11 protein-coding genes and 1 pseudogene are annotated in these 15,529 nt (G+C 54.6%); 1 reads left to right on the forward strand and 11 read right to left on the reverse strand.

Annotated features, from left to right (window positions below; genetic code table 11):
• Window positions 1-55: 55 nt before the first annotated feature.
• From ACIOU6_RS21425 to puuE, 4 genes and pseudogenes are all read right to left on the reverse strand, one after another.
• A pseudogene (locus ACIOU6_RS21425) lies at window positions 56-124 on the reverse strand (ureidoglycolate lyase); the annotation flags it as partial.
• Between the two features lie 106 nt (window positions 125-230).
• Window positions 231-1,226 carry an allantoicase gene (gene alc / locus ACIOU6_RS21430; RefSeq protein WP_221734293.1) on the reverse strand — a complete coding sequence of 332 codons (996 nt, stop codon included), beginning with the start codon at window positions 1,224-1,226 and terminating at the stop codon, window positions 231-233.
• Window positions 1,227-1,314: 88 nt separating this feature from the next.
• On the reverse strand, window positions 1,315-1,830 hold the full coding sequence (uraD, locus tag ACIOU6_RS21435) for a 2-oxo-4-hydroxy-4-carboxy-5-ureidoimidazoline decarboxylase (RefSeq protein WP_401138823.1): 516 nt from the start codon (window positions 1,828-1,830) through the stop codon (window positions 1,315-1,317).
• A complete protein-coding gene (puuE, locus tag ACIOU6_RS21440; RefSeq protein ID WP_310868331.1) occupies window positions 1,827-2,753 on the reverse strand; it encodes an allantoinase PuuE in 927 nt (308 codons plus the stop codon). Before puuE ends, uraD begins: the two co-directional genes overlap by 4 nt.
• A gap of 420 nt (window positions 2,754-3,173) precedes the next feature.
• Here puuE and uraH point away from each other — a divergent pair, with 420 nt between their 5' ends.
• Window positions 3,174-3,527: a hydroxyisourate hydrolase gene (uraH, locus tag ACIOU6_RS21445; protein ID WP_011333195.1), complete on the forward strand. Its 354-nt coding sequence runs from the start codon at window positions 3,174-3,176 to the stop codon at window positions 3,525-3,527.
• 294 nt (window positions 3,528-3,821) lie between these two features.
• Here the strand turns inward: uraH and ACIOU6_RS21450 are convergent, their stop codons facing one another.
• The 7 genes from ACIOU6_RS21450 to ACIOU6_RS21480 all read right to left on the reverse strand — a co-directional run bounded on the left by ACIOU6_RS21450 (window position 3,822) and on the right by ACIOU6_RS21480 (window position 15,420).
• On the reverse strand, window positions 3,822-4,151 hold the full coding sequence (locus ACIOU6_RS21450) for a hypothetical protein (RefSeq protein ID WP_401138824.1): 330 nt from the start codon (window positions 4,149-4,151) through the stop codon (window positions 3,822-3,824).
• 57 nt (window positions 4,152-4,208) lie between these two features.
• Entirely contained in the window at window positions 4,209-5,753 is a 1,545-nt protein-coding gene (gene tnpC, locus ACIOU6_RS21455) for an IS66 family transposase (protein ID WP_401138825.1), read from the reverse strand.
• Between the two features lie 18 nt (window positions 5,754-5,771).
• Window positions 5,772-6,131, reverse strand: coding sequence for an IS66 family insertion sequence element accessory protein TnpB (tnpB, locus tag ACIOU6_RS21460; protein WP_260455492.1), 360 nt, complete (start codon window positions 6,129-6,131; stop codon window positions 5,772-5,774).
• An 80-nt stretch (window positions 6,132-6,211) separates the two neighbouring features.
• The gene (locus ACIOU6_RS21465; protein ID WP_401138826.1) at window positions 6,212-7,927 is read right to left on the reverse strand and encodes a hypothetical protein; all 1,716 of its coding nucleotides are present in this window, start codon (window positions 7,925-7,927) and stop codon (window positions 6,212-6,214) included.
• Between the two features lie 9 nt (window positions 7,928-7,936).
• Window positions 7,937-9,631: a hypothetical protein gene (locus ACIOU6_RS21470; RefSeq protein WP_401138827.1), complete on the reverse strand. Its 1,695-nt coding sequence runs from the start codon at window positions 9,629-9,631 to the stop codon at window positions 7,937-7,939.
• Between the two features lie 236 nt (window positions 9,632-9,867).
• Window positions 9,868-11,757, reverse strand: a complete 1,890-nt coding sequence (locus ACIOU6_RS21475) for a hypothetical protein (RefSeq protein ID WP_401138828.1) — start codon at window positions 11,755-11,757, stop codon at window positions 9,868-9,870.
• 132 nt (window positions 11,758-11,889) lie between these two features.
• The gene (locus tag ACIOU6_RS21480; RefSeq protein ID WP_401138829.1) at window positions 11,890-15,420 is read right to left on the reverse strand and encodes a calcium-binding protein; all 3,531 of its coding nucleotides are present in this window, start codon (window positions 15,418-15,420) and stop codon (window positions 11,890-11,892) included.
• Between the last annotated feature and the right edge of the window lie 109 nt (window positions 15,421-15,529).

The raw sequence follows: 15,529 nt of genomic DNA on the forward strand, positions 1-15,529 counted from the left end.
CCCCTATAGGTATCGTCATCGAACCCGACGGCAGCGATCACTTCATTAACAACAACGTTTCGATCACGTCACCGAAAGGGGCGAAGGCTTCTTTGGTCAGCGGTTCAATCGTCAGTGTGCGCATGCTGTTCTTCTTATCCGAATTCTGTGTTGTTGGTTCTGACGCATTCGCGAGCAGGGGATTGCATTTCAAATGTGGGAGCGAGCCTGCTCGCGAATGGCTTCACTGCTTACTTAGCGACCTTGCCCAGTACGCGCAGGCGACTCACACCACCATCAGGGAACACGTTCAGACGAATGTGGGTGATCGGGCCCAGTGCCTTGATCTGCTCGGCGAAGGTGTGTTCGGCGTGCATTTCCAGCTTCTGGCTTGGCAGCAATTCGCGCCAGAACAGCGATTGGGTTTCGATCTGGCTGTCGGTGCCGCCTTTCACGAATGCGCCCTGGATCGAGCAAGTGTCCGGGTAATTGCCTTTGAAGTGCAGGGTGTCGACGATGATTTTTTCGATCTCGCCCGGATGGCCCAGTGCGACGATGACCCAGTCATTGCCCGGGGTACGACGACGTGCGGTTTCCCAGCCATCGCCCATGTTGATGCCACGGCCCGGGTTGAGGATGTTGCTCATGCGGCCGAAGTGTTCATCGGAGCAGGCGAGGGCGCGGCCACCGTTCAGGGCAGCGGCGAGGTCAACCTGTTCGTTGTCGCCAACTGTCGACCAGTCGCGGAACGGAATGCCGTACACGCGCAGACGGGCAACACCGCCATCCGGGTAGATGTTGAAGCGCAGGTGGCTGAAGGCTTCGTCGTTGCTGATTTCGTGGTAGTGGTGGCTGTTGCCCTGCAACTCGACGGCCGACAGCACTTCAGTCCATTGGGTGTTTTCGTCAGGCTCGCCAGAGGCCAGGAAGCACGCTTCCAGGGAGGCCGATGGCGGGAAGTTGCCGGTGAAGAATGAAGTGTCGATGTCCACGCCTTTGATCGAACCCGGCACACCCAGGCGAATCACTGCGCTGTCGAAGCCTTCGAAGCGCTTGCGGCGCGATTCCCAGCCGTCCATCCACTTGCCGTTGTCATCGAACACGCCCTCCTTCCACACGGCCGGGGTCGGTTGGAACAGACGATTGGCGTCTGCGAACCAGTCATCGGTGACCGAGATGATTTTGGTGCCCAGACGGGCATCGGCCAGGTTGACGAACTTCTCGAAAGGTACGGCGTAAGCTTTCATTCTTCTTGTCTGCCTTTAATAAGTTGGCTTGGGATGCTTGCAAGACCCTGGGTACTCTCCGCGTCTGATGTACTCGGGTCAGGCTTCGCTAGAGGGTCAGTAAACGGAACAGGGCAATCTTGTTGATCTCCGCCAGCGCGCATTTGAATTCGGTATCGACCGAGTTGTGAATGCGCGTTTCGAACGCCGCGAGGATCTGATGCCGGTTGCTGCCTTTTACCGCCATGATGAAGGGAAACTTGAACTTGGCTTTGTAGGCGTCGTTCAGCTCGGTGAAGCGAGAAAACTCTTCGGCCGTGCATTGGTGAATACCGGCGCCAGCCTGTTCATTGGTGCTGGCTTTGGTCAGTTGGCCCTGGACGGCGGCTTTGCCGGCCAAGTCCGGGTGAGCGTTGATCAGCGCAAGTTGACTGGCGTGATCGGCGCTCAACAGGATGTCGCTCATGCGCTGGTGCAGGGTTTCGATCTCGTCGATCGAAGCGTCTGCGCCCAGGTCGTAGGCCTTCTCGGCCACCCATGGCGAATGCTCGTAAATGTCGGCGAAGGCTTTGACGAAGGCGTCGCGGCTCAGGGTCGACGGTTGCAGAGTTTGAAAGCGGCTCATTTGGCGGCCCCTTGGTACGGCTGGGTTTCGTGCCAGTGGCGCGCGATGTCAACGCGACGACTGAACCACACCTGTTCATGACTTTTGGCGTATTCGATAAAGCGTTTGAGCGAAGCGATGCGCCCCGGACGGCCGATCAGGCGGCAGTGCAGACCGATCGAGAGCATCTTCGGTGCTTCGGCACCTTCGGCGTAGAGCACGTCGAACGCGTCTTTGAGGTATTCGAAGAAATCGTCACCCTTGTTGAAACCCTGCACCTGAGTGAAGCGCATGTCATTGGTGTCGAGGGTGTACGGGATCACCAGGTGCGGCTTGCCGGTCGGGTTGTTCGGTTCCCAGTAGGGCAGGTCGTCGTCGTAGGTGTCGCAGTCGTAGAGGAAACCACCTTCTTCCATGACCAGGCGACGAGTATTCGGGCCGGTGCGACCGGTGTACCAGCCCAACGGGCGCTCGCCGGTGAGTTCGGTGAGGATGCGGATGGCTTCGAGCATGTGCTCGCGTTCCTGCGCTTCGTCCATGTACTGGTAGTCGATCCAGCGGTAGCCGTGGCTGCAGATCTCGTGACCGGCGTCGACCATCGCACGGATCACGTCCGGGTGGCGCTGGGCAGCCATCGCGACGGCGAAGATGGTCAGCGGAATATCGAATTCCTTGAACAGCTTGAGGATCCGCCAGACGCCCGCACGGCTGCCATACTCGTAAAGCGATTCCATGCTCATGTTGCGCGCGCCTTGTAGCGGCTGAGCGGCAACCATTTCGGACAGGAAGGCTTCGGATTCTTTGTCGCCGTGCAGAATATTGCGCTCGCCGCCTTCTTCGTAATTGAGCACGAAAGACAGGGCGATGCGGGCATTGCCCGGCCAGTGTGGATGAGGAGGGTTACTGCCGTAACCGATCAGGTCGCGTGGGTAGTCAGCGCTCACTGCAGTCTTCCTTCTTATTCGTTGACAGAGTTGTGTGGCGGCCTGGCAGGCTGGCGTCACAGCGATGGGCTGATTGTATACAACTTTATTCTCAATTTGTAAGCCTGATTTTTTGCATTTTTCGACGACTGTCATCTTTTACTGCTAATGGCGTGAGCCTGCAAGAAACCTGCCTGACCAGTCAGCTAATGGATAGGAGGTGCAATGACTAGGCGCTTCGCTGGCGGATCGGGGGTAAAGTCCCGGATGGCGGGGGTGAAGTAAAAAATGTCGTTTTTATTGTGTACAATTTTTTTGAAAAGTGTCTTAATCAGTCGCTCGCCGCAACTTTTCGTGCTCCGAATTGGTGCGGTCTCCTTTTCAACTGACTTCGGGAGGCGCGAAGTCTGACTGCTCTTTGCGGCCAGGCGCGCAGAATCAATGGGACGTTTGACAACACACGTTTTGGACGCTGCACACGGTTGCCCGGGCAGCTCGATCAAGGTCGAGCTCTACCGCGTTGAAGGTTCGCACCTGGAATTGGTCGCCAGTGCACTCACCAACAGCGATGGCCGGGTCGATGCGCCGCTGCTGCAAGGCGATGACTATCGTACCGGGGTTTATCAGGTTCAGTTCCATGCGGGCGACTACTACCGCGCCCGTGGCGTCCAGTTGCCTGAGCCGGCATTTCTGGACGTGGTCGTGCTGCGCTTCGGCATCTCTGCCGAACAGGATCACTACCATGTGCCATTGTTGATTTCGCCTTACAGCTATTCCACCTATCGGGGCAGCTGACCCCCAAGCAGCTGCCCCTACCGGGAAGCGACTGCGCATATAGCTTCTTTGGTCTTTCGCCCGCTCACACTGCGGGCTTTTTTTCGTCAGATTAGTGCAATCGTCCCGCCCACCTGACAGCACCCGCTGAGATATTCTGAATGTTCTCCCAGCCACGCCCCGGAAGAACATCACTATCAATGATCAGGTAATGAAAGCTTGAATAGATCTGGAATCTGGTGTGTGCATTGATTCAATATTTTCAGGTCGGAGTAACTTGTTTTTCGAGATTTATTACCGTCTTAATCGTTCTGATCATCGCTCTCTTATGATGAACAGCGTCGTCTGCCCCAGAGCGTCCGTTTGAACACCTCCGAGCAGATAGATAACGTTGCTTGCGTCTTTATAGTTGGCCTGAGTGTGCTGTTGCTGACCGATCCGGGTCTGCAACATGGAAGAGGTCAGTGTGAACCCCGGGGCGATCGAACGCTGTAGCCTCCCCCCGATAATGTTGGGTAGGTTCAATACGAATACCGCGTCGATTGTTTCCCGGTGAAACAGCAAAACATCCTCGCTGTGCGGCTGAAATGTGGAGTTCATGACATAACCGTCATCCTCCAGCACATGACTGAACAGCGTTCGCAAGCTGGATATTGCGTATGCGATCCATAAACCCCACCTACCCAGTGGTGGGGCAACGGTCTACCGTGGCATCTGCGGCGAGCAGTTCCACGGCAGTAACGCTTCGTACTCTTCGACCGACGAGGCATGCGGCAACCGCTCCAGTACGTGGCGCAGCCACGTATAGGGCTCTTGGCCGTTGACCTTGGCGGTCTCGACCAGACTGTAGATCTTTGCGCTGGCAGTGGCGCCGTTGAAGGTATCGCTGAACAACCAGGCCTTGCGTCCGATGACAAACGGCTTGATCGCTCTTTCGGCCGCGTTGTTGTCGATGGGCAAATAACCCGCTTCGACATAACGCTCCAGTCGGCTCCAGTTATTCGCCAGATAATGCACCGCCTTGCCTAATGCACTTTGCGGCGTCACCTGGGATTGGGTTTTATCCAGCCAGACTTTCAGATGCCCCAAGATCGGCAGGCTCTTTTCCTGCCGAGCGATAAACCGCTGTTCATCGTCGGCTTCCTTAAGTTCACGCTCGATCCCGTACAGCTTGTTGATCATCGTCAGTGCAATATCGGTCCGCCCGGTCTTGCCCTTGGGCTGAACCTTCTGCGCGTCCACGAATTTGCGGCGCGCATGGGCCATGCACGCCAGGCGCTCCACACCCGATTGCAACGCCAAGGCGTTATAGCCGGCGTAATCATCGGTCATGACATAACCGCGATAACTTTCCAGCAGCCGTAACGGCACCTCCTGCGCACGACTGGACGTGTAGTCAAACAACACGACTTTACGATCGGGTGGGCCGCTGGCTTGTACCCACATCCAGGATTGGCTGGTCGGGTCTCGATCCGGTTCCTTGAGGACCTGAACGCGAGTTTCATCGCAGTGGATCACCGCACTTTCCAGCAGCCGGTCACGCATCAAATTCAGCAGCGGCTGAAAGTGTTCGCTGCACTGGATGATCCAGCGCGCCAGCGTCTGACGAGGAATATCAATGCCATGTCGGCTCAGTACCGTTTCAAACCGGTGCAACGGCAAGCCGTCGACGTACTTGGTGGTCAGCAGCATGGCAAGAACACTCGGGCTGGCCATGCTCTTTTCGATCAATTGCGCCGGTTTGTCGGCGGTGACTGGTGCACGTTCACAACCACGGCAACCGTAGATTTTGCGGATATGTTTGATGACGCGGATCTGCATCGGCACGATATCCAGCTGCTCGCTGGTTTCTTCGCTGATCACATGCTTGCGGCAACCGCAGGCACAGGTCAGTTCGTGTTCAGGTAGTTCGTGGATGACTTCGATACGCGGCAGATCAGCCGACAGTGGCTTGCGTTTGCCTCGGCGCGGTGTCGCGGCAACAACTTCTTCATCAGCGTCGCCAACCAACGGCATGGGTTCGCTTTCGGGCTCGTTGAACAAGGCCAATTGCGGGGTGTTGGGCTCGATGGTTTGCTCGGACTTACGCCCGAACAGACGGTCGCGCAACAGCTTGATCTGTTCTTTCAGGTCGACGATGTGGGTCTGATAAGCCTGGGCCGATTCCTCTTGGCGACTGAGTGCCTCAAGCAGCAGTTGCTTGAGCAAAACAGGATCATCAGGAAGGTCATCGGGCAGAGAAATCATGGCCCGGATTATACCGGGTCACGCCACGTAGCGCGGCGTCAAAACCTGATGAGGGCGGTTGCGCCAGAGGTCGAAACCGTCGAGCAGCCAGTTCAGTTCCTGGACGCTCAACACAATGGCCTCATCGGTTACATCGGGCGATGTTTTAAAGCGCTCGGATTCGAGGCGCTTGAGCCAAAGGCAAAAGCCGTTGCGCTCCCAATACAAAATCTTCACCCGGTTGCGGGATTTGTTGAGGAAGACAAAAAGCACCGGGTCAAACACCGCGACCTTGAGGTCCAGTTCGACCAGAGCGGCGAGGCCGTCGATGGATTTTCGCAAGTCCACGGGTTTGGGGTAGAGGTACACTTTTTCAACTTTGGCGTCGGGTCGCATCATGGCGGGGCTGGCTCAGGAGAAAACGGGAGCACAGCATCCGGCGTCAGGGGAACGCTTTGAATGTGTAGTTCATGGAGCGGTTACGATATTGCAGGCGCCTTTGCATACTCGTTCCAGTGGTGAGGGAATCGTCCTGGATCAAGATCAAGGCGCTGCAAGCCTTCTCCCAATACCGAAGGAATTGCCAATGATGTACCGTGGCCCCTGCCTTGTTCGCTGAAGAGGTCGCGCAACATCAACAAGGGGTCAGCGAGTTCTCGTCGTGGGGGTTGCAGGACGTGCCTGTCCGTCCAGTAGCGAAATGTCTGGTTCAAGACAGCCAACCCATGAGCGGTGATGATTTCGGATCGATTTGCCTGATTGAATATGGCTCGGGCAAGAAAACTTACTGATTGATCCGACAAATATCTGAACGTCCGGGAAATATATTGAGTGATGGGCATTTCAAAAGGGAAACGCCGGTCCAGTACTATCCACCGGTCATTTCTTTTGACCGCCCACTTTGGTTGCAAAGACGGATTGTCGCGGAGCATGTATTCGAAGGCGTCATACAGCGCGGGTGAAAACAAAGGATGTTGCAAATAAGCGAGCCGGGAATCGGAATTGAGCGTCTGCTGGACAATGCGATAGTAAAGCTCGTCTATCTCAATGTGTTGGCCCAGTGGCGGTTGTATTTTTCTTCCCCAGTTTCGCCACAGCCCAAAAGACAGATTAAGCGCTTGCGGGTTGGCTGATAGCAGTCTCTCGGTCAACGTTTGTGTCGGGTGAGGGTCGTCATCCAGATGCGGTGGCTTACTTGGGCCCGGCATCGGCTCTTCAATGTCGGTTGGGGGGCGACGCCTGTCTTGCTGCGAATGCTCCGGTATGGCATCGGTTTTCGGGGGTTTGCGACGCCAGATTTTCGTCGCGGGGATCCGTTCAAAATAGATATCCGGAGAGTAGGTTGTCGTCGCGAATGCTTGCTGATACTCATCGGCCGCGTTTTTACGCACCATGACCGTTCCGTCTACCGTGTCAACGTAGGTTTTGCGATGTTTATCATGTCGGATTCCGTCCGGCGTGTTCTCTGCGGGAGAGAGTTGGGCCGCGTCCCAAGCGTTAAGGAATGCCGGTGCTTCAGGGGGCGGGGGATCATCAGCGGTGGTTCGTGGTCTGTCCGTCTCGACATCTGTAGTCAGCCAGTCCGGACGTTCGAAGGTCCAGGTCGGCTGGCGCTCGGACTTGCTCAGGAAAGGGCCAGGCAGCACCGGCGTGAAGTCGAAAGGCACCTGATAACGGCCATCGCCCTGGCGCTGGACAAGGATATACCCCTTATTTTCGACGTGAGCATAGAGTTTGCCATCCGGACTGGTGAAAAGACCGCTGTCAGACCCGAGAGGATTCAACATGTGCAACCGATCGGCAGGCCACGTCATCGAGCGTAGAGCGGCATTCACGGTTTTCGGGTGGGTATCAGGCATCTCACTGACCCTTACAGACGGCGGCGAAGTGCTGCCGGTAAAACCCTGAGAGGAATTTGTGGGTGTTTGATTGTTGCCCGCAAATCTCATAGAAGTGCTATCGAAGTTCAGCCGATTACTGTCCAGAGCACCCGGCGAAGGACTTCTGGGCATTGGGGATGTATCGGGCGCAGCAATACCGTGTACGGGCTTCGGTGGTTTGGCCATTAATAGATTCTCTTTATTTAAATGTAAGGTTTTGTACTGTGCGATACCGTGCTGAAGACTAGAGCCAAAGACAGCCGGTAAAACACCATCAGAACATTCGGCTGATAGCAGTAAAGCGTTCACACTCAATAACGAACGTTATCCTTCCCTCACCACGAAGAGCGTCGGCGTGTAAGGGGATGACTCTTGTACACCGCCGATTAAATAGACGATTTCGTTTTGTGCCAGATAGCTGTCCAGTTTCTCTTTTTCCCCCGAGCTTAGTTTGTTTCGAAACTCTGGATTGGTGAGTTCTGAACCAGTCGTCGTGCTACGAGGAACGGTATCGCCGGTGAAACCTGGAAGTTTTAATACAAACACGGCCGCAACACCTTGCCGGTGAAATATCAAAGCGTCTTCGCTGTGCTGCCGCGTGGAAGGGTTGATGCTATAGCCACTCTGTTGCAGGACGAAACTGAACAGGTTGTGCAAACCGGCACTGGTCGGTGCGGCCGTGTAGATGCCCCATTCCTGGGGAAAGCGCTGCGGGTCAAAGTCCAGGCGCTGCAAAAGATCGGAGCCGCGGTTCGGCAGAGTAAGCAGCCCGCCAGGCACGAGAGGGGAGGGCTGTGTTTGCAGCTTTGGCAACATCACCAACGGATCGGAAAGGCTGTGCAAGACTTTCTCGTTATTGACCCGGTCTGTCCAGTGACGAAGTGTCAGGGCCATCACCGAGAGTCCATGAGCGTTGATCCCTTCAGGTCGGCTGGCTCGCGTAAAGACGGCTCGGGCGACAGCACTCGTCGAATGTTCCGACAGGTAGTTGAAAGCGGTGGAGACGTATTGGGTCAAGGGCAAGGTAAACGGCGGATGGTTATCCAGAACCCTCCATTGGCCATCCCGTTTCAGCGCCCACTTTGGTTGGCGCAAAGGTTCATTGCGCAACATGTTTTCGAATGCGTCGAAGTGATCAGGGGCGAATGCTGGATGTTGCAAATAGACCAGACCGGTCTCGGGGCGTAAACCTTGGCTTACGATCAGGTAGTGCAGTCCGTCTATTTCGACGGACTCGCCTGCTTCCGGTCTTGTGGATTTCCCCCAGTTTTTCCATTGGCCCAAGGACAAGTCCAGTGCGCTCGATTGTTGATGGAAAAGATTCTGCACCAGTGCACCGGCATCGGTCGCGACATTGGTTTCATCCGACACTCGGGGGCGTTTACTTGGGCCAGCCGTCACTTCACGCTCATTGGCAGGGGCTTGATCAATCTCGGGCTGAGGACGTTTCGAGGGGGCGTTGACAGGTTCAATTTGGCGCCAGAGGGTTGTATCGGGAATTTGTTCAACCCTTTCACCGGAAGGGCTCGACTCCCCTGCGTGGGTCTGACGGTAACCGTCCCGGTCTTTGCGCACCATGACAATTCCGCCTTCCATTTCGACATACGCCTTTTTGAACTTGTCGTAGCGGATGCCTTCCGATGTGGCTGGATTTCTTTTCAGGTGGGCGGCTGATTTGGCATCGATGAACACCGGATGCTTTGGCCTGTCGCCAAGCGATGTATCGACAACCGGAACCTGATGGGCTGTTGGAGTGTCCTGGATTCGTGCCGCGGTAGCAGAATGCTGTGTGGGCTGGTGATCTGGCAGGCGAGTGATGATGACGCTGTCGCGCGATATGGATGTTCCTGGCAAGGCAATGGATGAGTGTGCCCCCGATATCGGATCCCCACCTGCAGCGCCAGGGGCAGGTAAGGCGAGGTCGCTGTGGGTATCTGCAAGCGGCGACGGGCTTCTTTGTGTTGTCGTAGACGTCTGCGGTGAAGGCGGGCCTGGCTTTTTTTTGGATGGCTTTAACATTGCGTTGCTCCGATGAATTATGGATTCACTTATCCGAAGGACGCGCCGGGCAAATAGAAGCGCAACTGCGAGGTTGCCTGCGGCGAGTCTTCAAGGGAGCGATGTTCGGTAAAACGGCGTCGGCGCGTGCGGTATATATGTCTTGATCCGAAGACAATGATGCAAGGCATTACCGGCTTGTAGATGGCAGATATGACGCCCCCTCGCCGGTTGGCCGGCGAGGGGAGAAACGACAATCAGCGCTCTCTTATAATGACCACCGCTACCGGATTCGACGCAACCTTCGCCACACCGCCTACCAGCCAGACCACTTTGTTTTGGGCCTCGGCGCTCTGAAGAGCGAGCAAGGCGGCGCTGCCGATTCTTTGTGGCAAATTCGGATCAGAGAGTTCGTTGCCAGGGGGATGCGATAGACCGGGATCTCCGACCGTTCCCAGTTTGAGATAAAAGACCTCTTGATGATTTGTGCGTCTGAATACCAACGTAGGACTGCGGTGTTCATATGTCAGGGGAAAGATGTCGTAGCCGCTGCGAACCAGCAATGCGCCGACAAGGCGTCTGAGATTGAGGTCGCTTGGATAGGTCAGGTAGTGATGCCATTCGACCGGAAAGTGTGTTGGATCGAAGGTGAGCCGTTGTAAATCTCCATCACCCTGGGGGCGCAGCGGAAGGATTCTTTTGTTTCCGATATCAACGGATGTCACCACGGGCAGCATGTTCATCGGGTCTGCGTAAGCTGGTGCGGCGGGAAACGGTTTTTGGTTCCACTGGTGCAAGACTGCCTGAATGTTAATCAGCCCGGTGCCTGTGATGGCGGGCGAGTTATCGGACAGTTCAAACAGTTTCCTGGCGACGGCCCGCGAAGTGAAATCAGAGAAGTCCGGAAATGTATCGGCTACGGATTGCGACAAGGGCTTTTCAAAAAAACGTTTACCGGGACGGATTTCCCCCGGCTCGGTACCGATACGAAACGTTGCCACAGGTTGGCGTTCGGGATTTGTTTGCAGCATGTGCTCAAAGGCATCGAAGTGTGCCGGTGCAAATTCGGGGTGCTGTAGAAAGTACACTTTGGGCAGGCTGTTGGGCGCAGAGCCGATGGGCACGATTGGATAATGGAGCCAGCCGAGCTGGATGGAATCTACTGATGACGGTGGGTACAGATTGCCCCATGGTAGCCAGAAGTAGGGTGTCTGGACCGATGAGGCATTGTTGTCGTTCGTAGGCGGTATGGAGTCCTCGGGCTCATTGAGTCGCGCTCGCTTGCTCGGTCCGGGTGTGGGTTCGTCACGCTCGGCGACGGGGCGAGGATTGTCCGGTGCACCGCTTTCGTCTGTCGTCGTGCTCTGTGCTTTTCGGCGCCAGAGTTTTGTCCCGGGAATCTGTTCAAAAAAAATGGCGGGTGAGTCACTTGTCGCGGCAAAGGCTTGCTGATAGTCGCCATCGGCGTTTTGACGCACCATGACGGTTCCCTCTACCGTATCGACATAGGTCTGCTTGAGCTTGTTGTAACGGATTCCTTGCGCTGAGAGTTCAGCCTTGCTCAGCTTTGCTGCGTTATCGGGTGAAAGGTAGGACGGCGTTTGCAGTTTTACGGCTTCAGCGCTCGGCGTTTGAGTAAGCTGCCAGCCCGGTTGTTCGATGCGCCAACTGGCCTGGCCTTGAGTTTTCGTCAGAATCGGGCCAGGAACGCCGGGAGCAAAGGAAAGTGGAACGTAATATTTTCCTTGCCGATTCTGTTCTACAACGAACTGGCCCTCTGTTCCGATTTGGGCGTAGGTTCGCAGATCCGGTCCAGTGAACAATCCCGTGTTGTCTGCGAGCGGAATCAACTCGTTGAATCGGCTTTGAGGCCAGGCAATCTCGCTGCGAGCGGTGCCATAGGTGTCGAGCCCTGCGTCGGGCATCTTGCTGACCGTGACGCTGGGCGCACGAGTGGTGGAGCCTTGAGAGATATTTGATGAGTGCTGTGCGGACGTTGAGCCGATGCCAGGCAGGTATACGTCGGGAAGGTGTGATGTACCGCGGTTACCTGAAAGATAGTCAACAGATCGTGTCGTTGTACTCGTTGTACTCGTAGTGCCGGACCCAGTGGTAGTAACAGACACTTTTTTTGTTGGCTTGATCATTTAGGTTTATTCCATCCATTGGATTTTTTGACAGCAGGAGAAACTGCCTTTTCGTGGGGGCAGGCCGCACTCCATCACCACTCGTGAATACCTGGGTGCTTTAACTTCCGAGTGCGCAAGAAGTTGTCGGGTTTAAATCGTATTGTGTGTTGGTGGGGCAGGCTGATTTATGGCGAAAGCGGGCATTGATAGACCCGATATCTGGTGGGTGCAGCGGTTCAAGACCTGTAGTTTCGTGTAATCAATAATTTCGGTGTCCAGCAGCCAACTACGTTTGGCAAAGCTATACCTGAGTATTCCGGCTCGATTGTCAATAACACTGATATGCCTGACCCTGACGTCCTTGTCGGCAATGGCGATGAATTCTTCGGGCAACTCTGCGGCTCTGTAGTCAGGGGCTTCGAAAAACCTGGCATCAAGGCCATCGAAATAAATTGTGTCGAAGGAGAGGTCGACAGTTTTGACAATGCCTTTTGCGGTGATGACACGCACTTGATCGACAAGGTCTTCACTGTCGTAGTTTGGTAGATGAACCGTACACGTTCCAATCTGCAGTTGATTTTTTTCCAGTTTTATTTCGACATTGCCCAGTGCGCTGGCGTCGAACTCCCAAGTGGACGAAAAATGTAATCTGTTGCTGGCCTTCGCCAGTGCGGCTGGCGTTGCGATTCTGATGATTATGTCGGCCGCGAGATGGATCAGATACGTCGAGCCGTCACCTAGCAGACTTTCGGTCGCGGTTTGTTCAGGATAAGACGTCAACGTGGCGCAGGCCGATCTGGCGCTCAGTTGATAGGCTTCGTTTGCGGGAAGTTCAAACAGGTAAAGACCTGCGCGGTATTGCTCTGGAAGAGGTATCCGGGTTTTCCACTTGGTGAAAGCGTACATCTTATAGTTTGCAGCAACGGTGCAGGCGTCGTTTTCCAGTGTGAGATGAGCATTGAAAGCGACGCCGTCATTGAATGCTAAAACATATTTATGATCGGGATAGAGTGTCATGGTTCTTAGCGTTTTCACGCTGTTCATTGGATCGTTTCCACCCCTTGCTTGCGCAAATAACTTGATTGTTAATGTCTTTTTCCCAAAGTAGTAAATCAGATCGCAACCCATTAACAGATCATGTTTTTTTGCCGATATTCTCGCCAGAAAGTGTGCTTCTGATTTAGTCAGTTCATCGCTCGCGAAGTCCAGAAAAATTCTGGTGACAGCGTCGGTGCGCTGAACTGCATAAAACCGGGTGTGTTGTTGAGTTCTTGGAATGTAATAGCTGGCATCGTTGTTGTGCCGGATTATGCAATCGGATGAGTAGAGAATGACCGGACTCTGCGGTTGTCCCTTGCGGGTGATCACCACCTCGACGTCGATGGGCCTTTCGCTTTTGAGTGATTCAGGAAGCTCAGGTACCAGATAAAAGCCGTCCCCGGTAATGAAGGTGAGTTTGTTGTTCTTTAATTGGTAATCATCACCGAGCCGTTTGTAGATGTCTCGGATGACTACCTTGCTTCTGGGCCTGTCATGGAAATCGAATTTCGAAGTGATGACCAGCGCGCTCTTCTCGACGATCCAGCTTTCAATCAGATCCATTCTCCAATTCAAGACAATGACGCTTTCTTGCTCACCGTCTTCGATGATGGAAATACAGCCTGCTTCATGGGCAATGAAATACTCATCTGCCCCGGATTCACCCGATGCCGTTGCACCGTTGTGAATTAAATGAATCTGGTCGTTTCCTGCGCCAGCTCTGATGGTGTCGATGCCACGGGACTTGATGATGTTGCGTTGCGCTGTACCGGTGACAGTGCTTGCCGCATGCGCGACGGTTTCAACATTCTCGATACTTTCCAGAATGCTGTGGAGCGTATGTTTTTTTCCATCTTCGGAAGATGGATCAGGGGTGATTACCTGGAGCCTCCCCGCCACCAAGTCGATGTCATACCCGGGTTGATCCGCAGCACTAAGGTTATAAAGGCCGCCAAGGGACAAAGTGTCGTTGCCTGCACCGCCCTTCAATATCGAATAATCGCCTACCCTGGAATCATTCTTGAGCCGATCGGCTGCGCCTTCGAAGACGAACCGATCGTCTTTGTCCCCCCCTGTCAGATCTTTTCTACCGGTCTTGTAAAAAAAGGCGTTTGGTTTTTTTTCTACCCCTCGGATTGAGTCTTTACCGTCACTGATGAACCACAGGACAGCTTTGTGATCTGCCGCTGCCCCCAGTTGCGCGCCAGGAGTGGCACCGTTAACACCTTCGTGGGCGTCAATGGTGTCATCTACTCCTGTTATCTGTGGAAGATTGACGGTTTCCCACCGGTCTTGTTTAGTCCACCAGTTACGTGCCCATATCCGAGTCGGCTTGAGGTTGACCTCAAAAGCGCCATGAACGATGGCTTCGGTGGTGTCCTTCAACGCGCCATCCAGCAGTTTCTTTGCCGCGTCCTTCATTTTTCCGGAGTGCTCGACCCTGGTTTTGGCAACGGTGTAGCGATCCTGCACATCGGCGTCAGGATCCATGAAACAGAACGAGAACCAGCCTGTGCGCCAGCGCTCATTGGTGGTGAGTTCGATGTAATCGTCAATATCGTCCACCAGTCTTACGGCACCGTAAGCCTGAGCGCCAATGGCCAGAATCGCTCCTGCCGCGAGCCCGACCGGTCCTGCAAAGGAAAAGCCTGCCATCGCTGCGCTCCCGAGTATCAAGGTCATGGCAGCACTCGTTAGGCTCAAACCGGCACTGATGTAATGATCCAGGGCTTCTTTCCCGGTTGCATTGTCGGCAGCGGTCAATGATTTGACTGCGGCGTGTAAATCGAAAGGCAGCGTCAGTGCTCCACCGATCAAGCCACCGGAACGACCCAATCTCACGGCGAATCGGGTTTTGGCGAAGTCCTTGTAGGCGAATTGGCCAACCTTGATCATCTGCGTGGCCATTTTAGTCACGGCAATGTCTACGGTTATGGAGCCCACTTCAGAGGTAATACCCGCGCTGTTGATTACGGCTTGTGCGGTGTCACTGTTTCTGACCGCATCGACCACCCCGCGCAAACCCATGAATATTCCAAAGGCTTGAATCCCGACACTTGAGCCGAGCATGCAGTCGCTCTTGATCAGAGACACCCAGCGAGGGCTGCTTTTTGACAGGTAGGCATGACGCAAATCGAGTTTTTGCGCGGAGCCTAGAAGTTTCGCAAGTGTGCTGTGATATGCGCCCTGATCAACATCGCTCGTGGGACTATTTCCAAGCATCGGCGGGGCGTCTAACGGACGCCGGCTGGCGATTTCGAACAGCAGCGACGACAACAGGTAGCCCTCCGTGACTGTTGTCGATTTCATTCGGGTTTCTATATCGGGCGAGCTGAACTGTAACGAGTTGATGAAGGAGCGCTTGGGCGTTCGAAAGAAGGTGTTCTGACCATTCAGGTGTTGGCCGCCCGTCGTTGCGCCCAAAACGTCCAGGGAAACTCGCGTGATTGAAATAGAGCCGATATGAAGTGGGCCGAACAGATCGTCGACGATTTTCAGCTGTTGTGTTTGGCGTTTGCTCGCGGTGGCGATTTCGCCTTCAAAATCGATGGTCGAAGCTGTGCGCTCATTGGCATGGAAGCCTATGTCGGTGATTACTACGGAGTCAGTTTGCTGGAACGAATCCGGTGTAAAAGTGGCCATTTGAACATCCTTGTTCTGCCAAATTATTTGTCGAATAGCGCGGTTATATTAGGTTTGGTTTTTTAGAGTTGTACATCCATGGGTTGTTGCGTTGTATTTCGCCCGACGC

Source organism: Pseudomonas sp. NPDC087615, assembly GCF_044743445.1.
Classification (GTDB): Bacteria; Pseudomonadota; Gammaproteobacteria; order Pseudomonadales; family Pseudomonadaceae; genus Aquipseudomonas; species Aquipseudomonas baetica_A.

What these genes read in the sequence shown, in the direction of transcription:
- alc (WP_221734293.1), bottom strand. Translation starts at nt 1,226, where the DNA reads ATGAAAGCTTACGCCGTACCTTTCGAGAAGTTCGTCAACCTGGCCGAT.
- uraD (WP_401138823.1), bottom strand. Translation starts at nt 1,830, where the DNA reads ATGAGCCGCTTTCAAACTCTGCAACCGTCGACCCTGAGCCGCGACGCC.
- uraH (WP_011333195.1), top strand. Translation starts at nt 3,174, where the DNA reads ATGGGACGTTTGACAACACACGTTTTGGACGCTGCACACGGTTGCCCG.
- tnpC (WP_401138825.1), bottom strand. Translation starts at nt 5,753, where the DNA reads ATGATTTCTCTGCCCGATGACCTTCCTGATGATCCTGTTTTGCTCAAG.
- tnpB (WP_260455492.1), bottom strand. Translation starts at nt 6,131, where the DNA reads ATGATGCGACCCGACGCCAAAGTTGAAAAAGTGTACCTCTACCCCAAA.
- ACIOU6_RS21470 (WP_401138827.1), bottom strand. Translation starts at nt 9,631, where the DNA reads ATGTTAAAGCCATCCAAAAAAAAGCCAGGCCCGCCTTCACCGCAGACG.
- ACIOU6_RS21475 (WP_401138828.1), bottom strand. Translation starts at nt 11,757, where the DNA reads ATGATCAAGCCAACAAAAAAAGTGTCTGTTACTACCACTGGGTCCGGC.
- ACIOU6_RS21480 (WP_401138829.1), bottom strand. Translation starts at nt 15,420, where the DNA reads ATGGCCACTTTTACACCGGATTCGTTCCAGCAAACTGACTCCGTAGTA.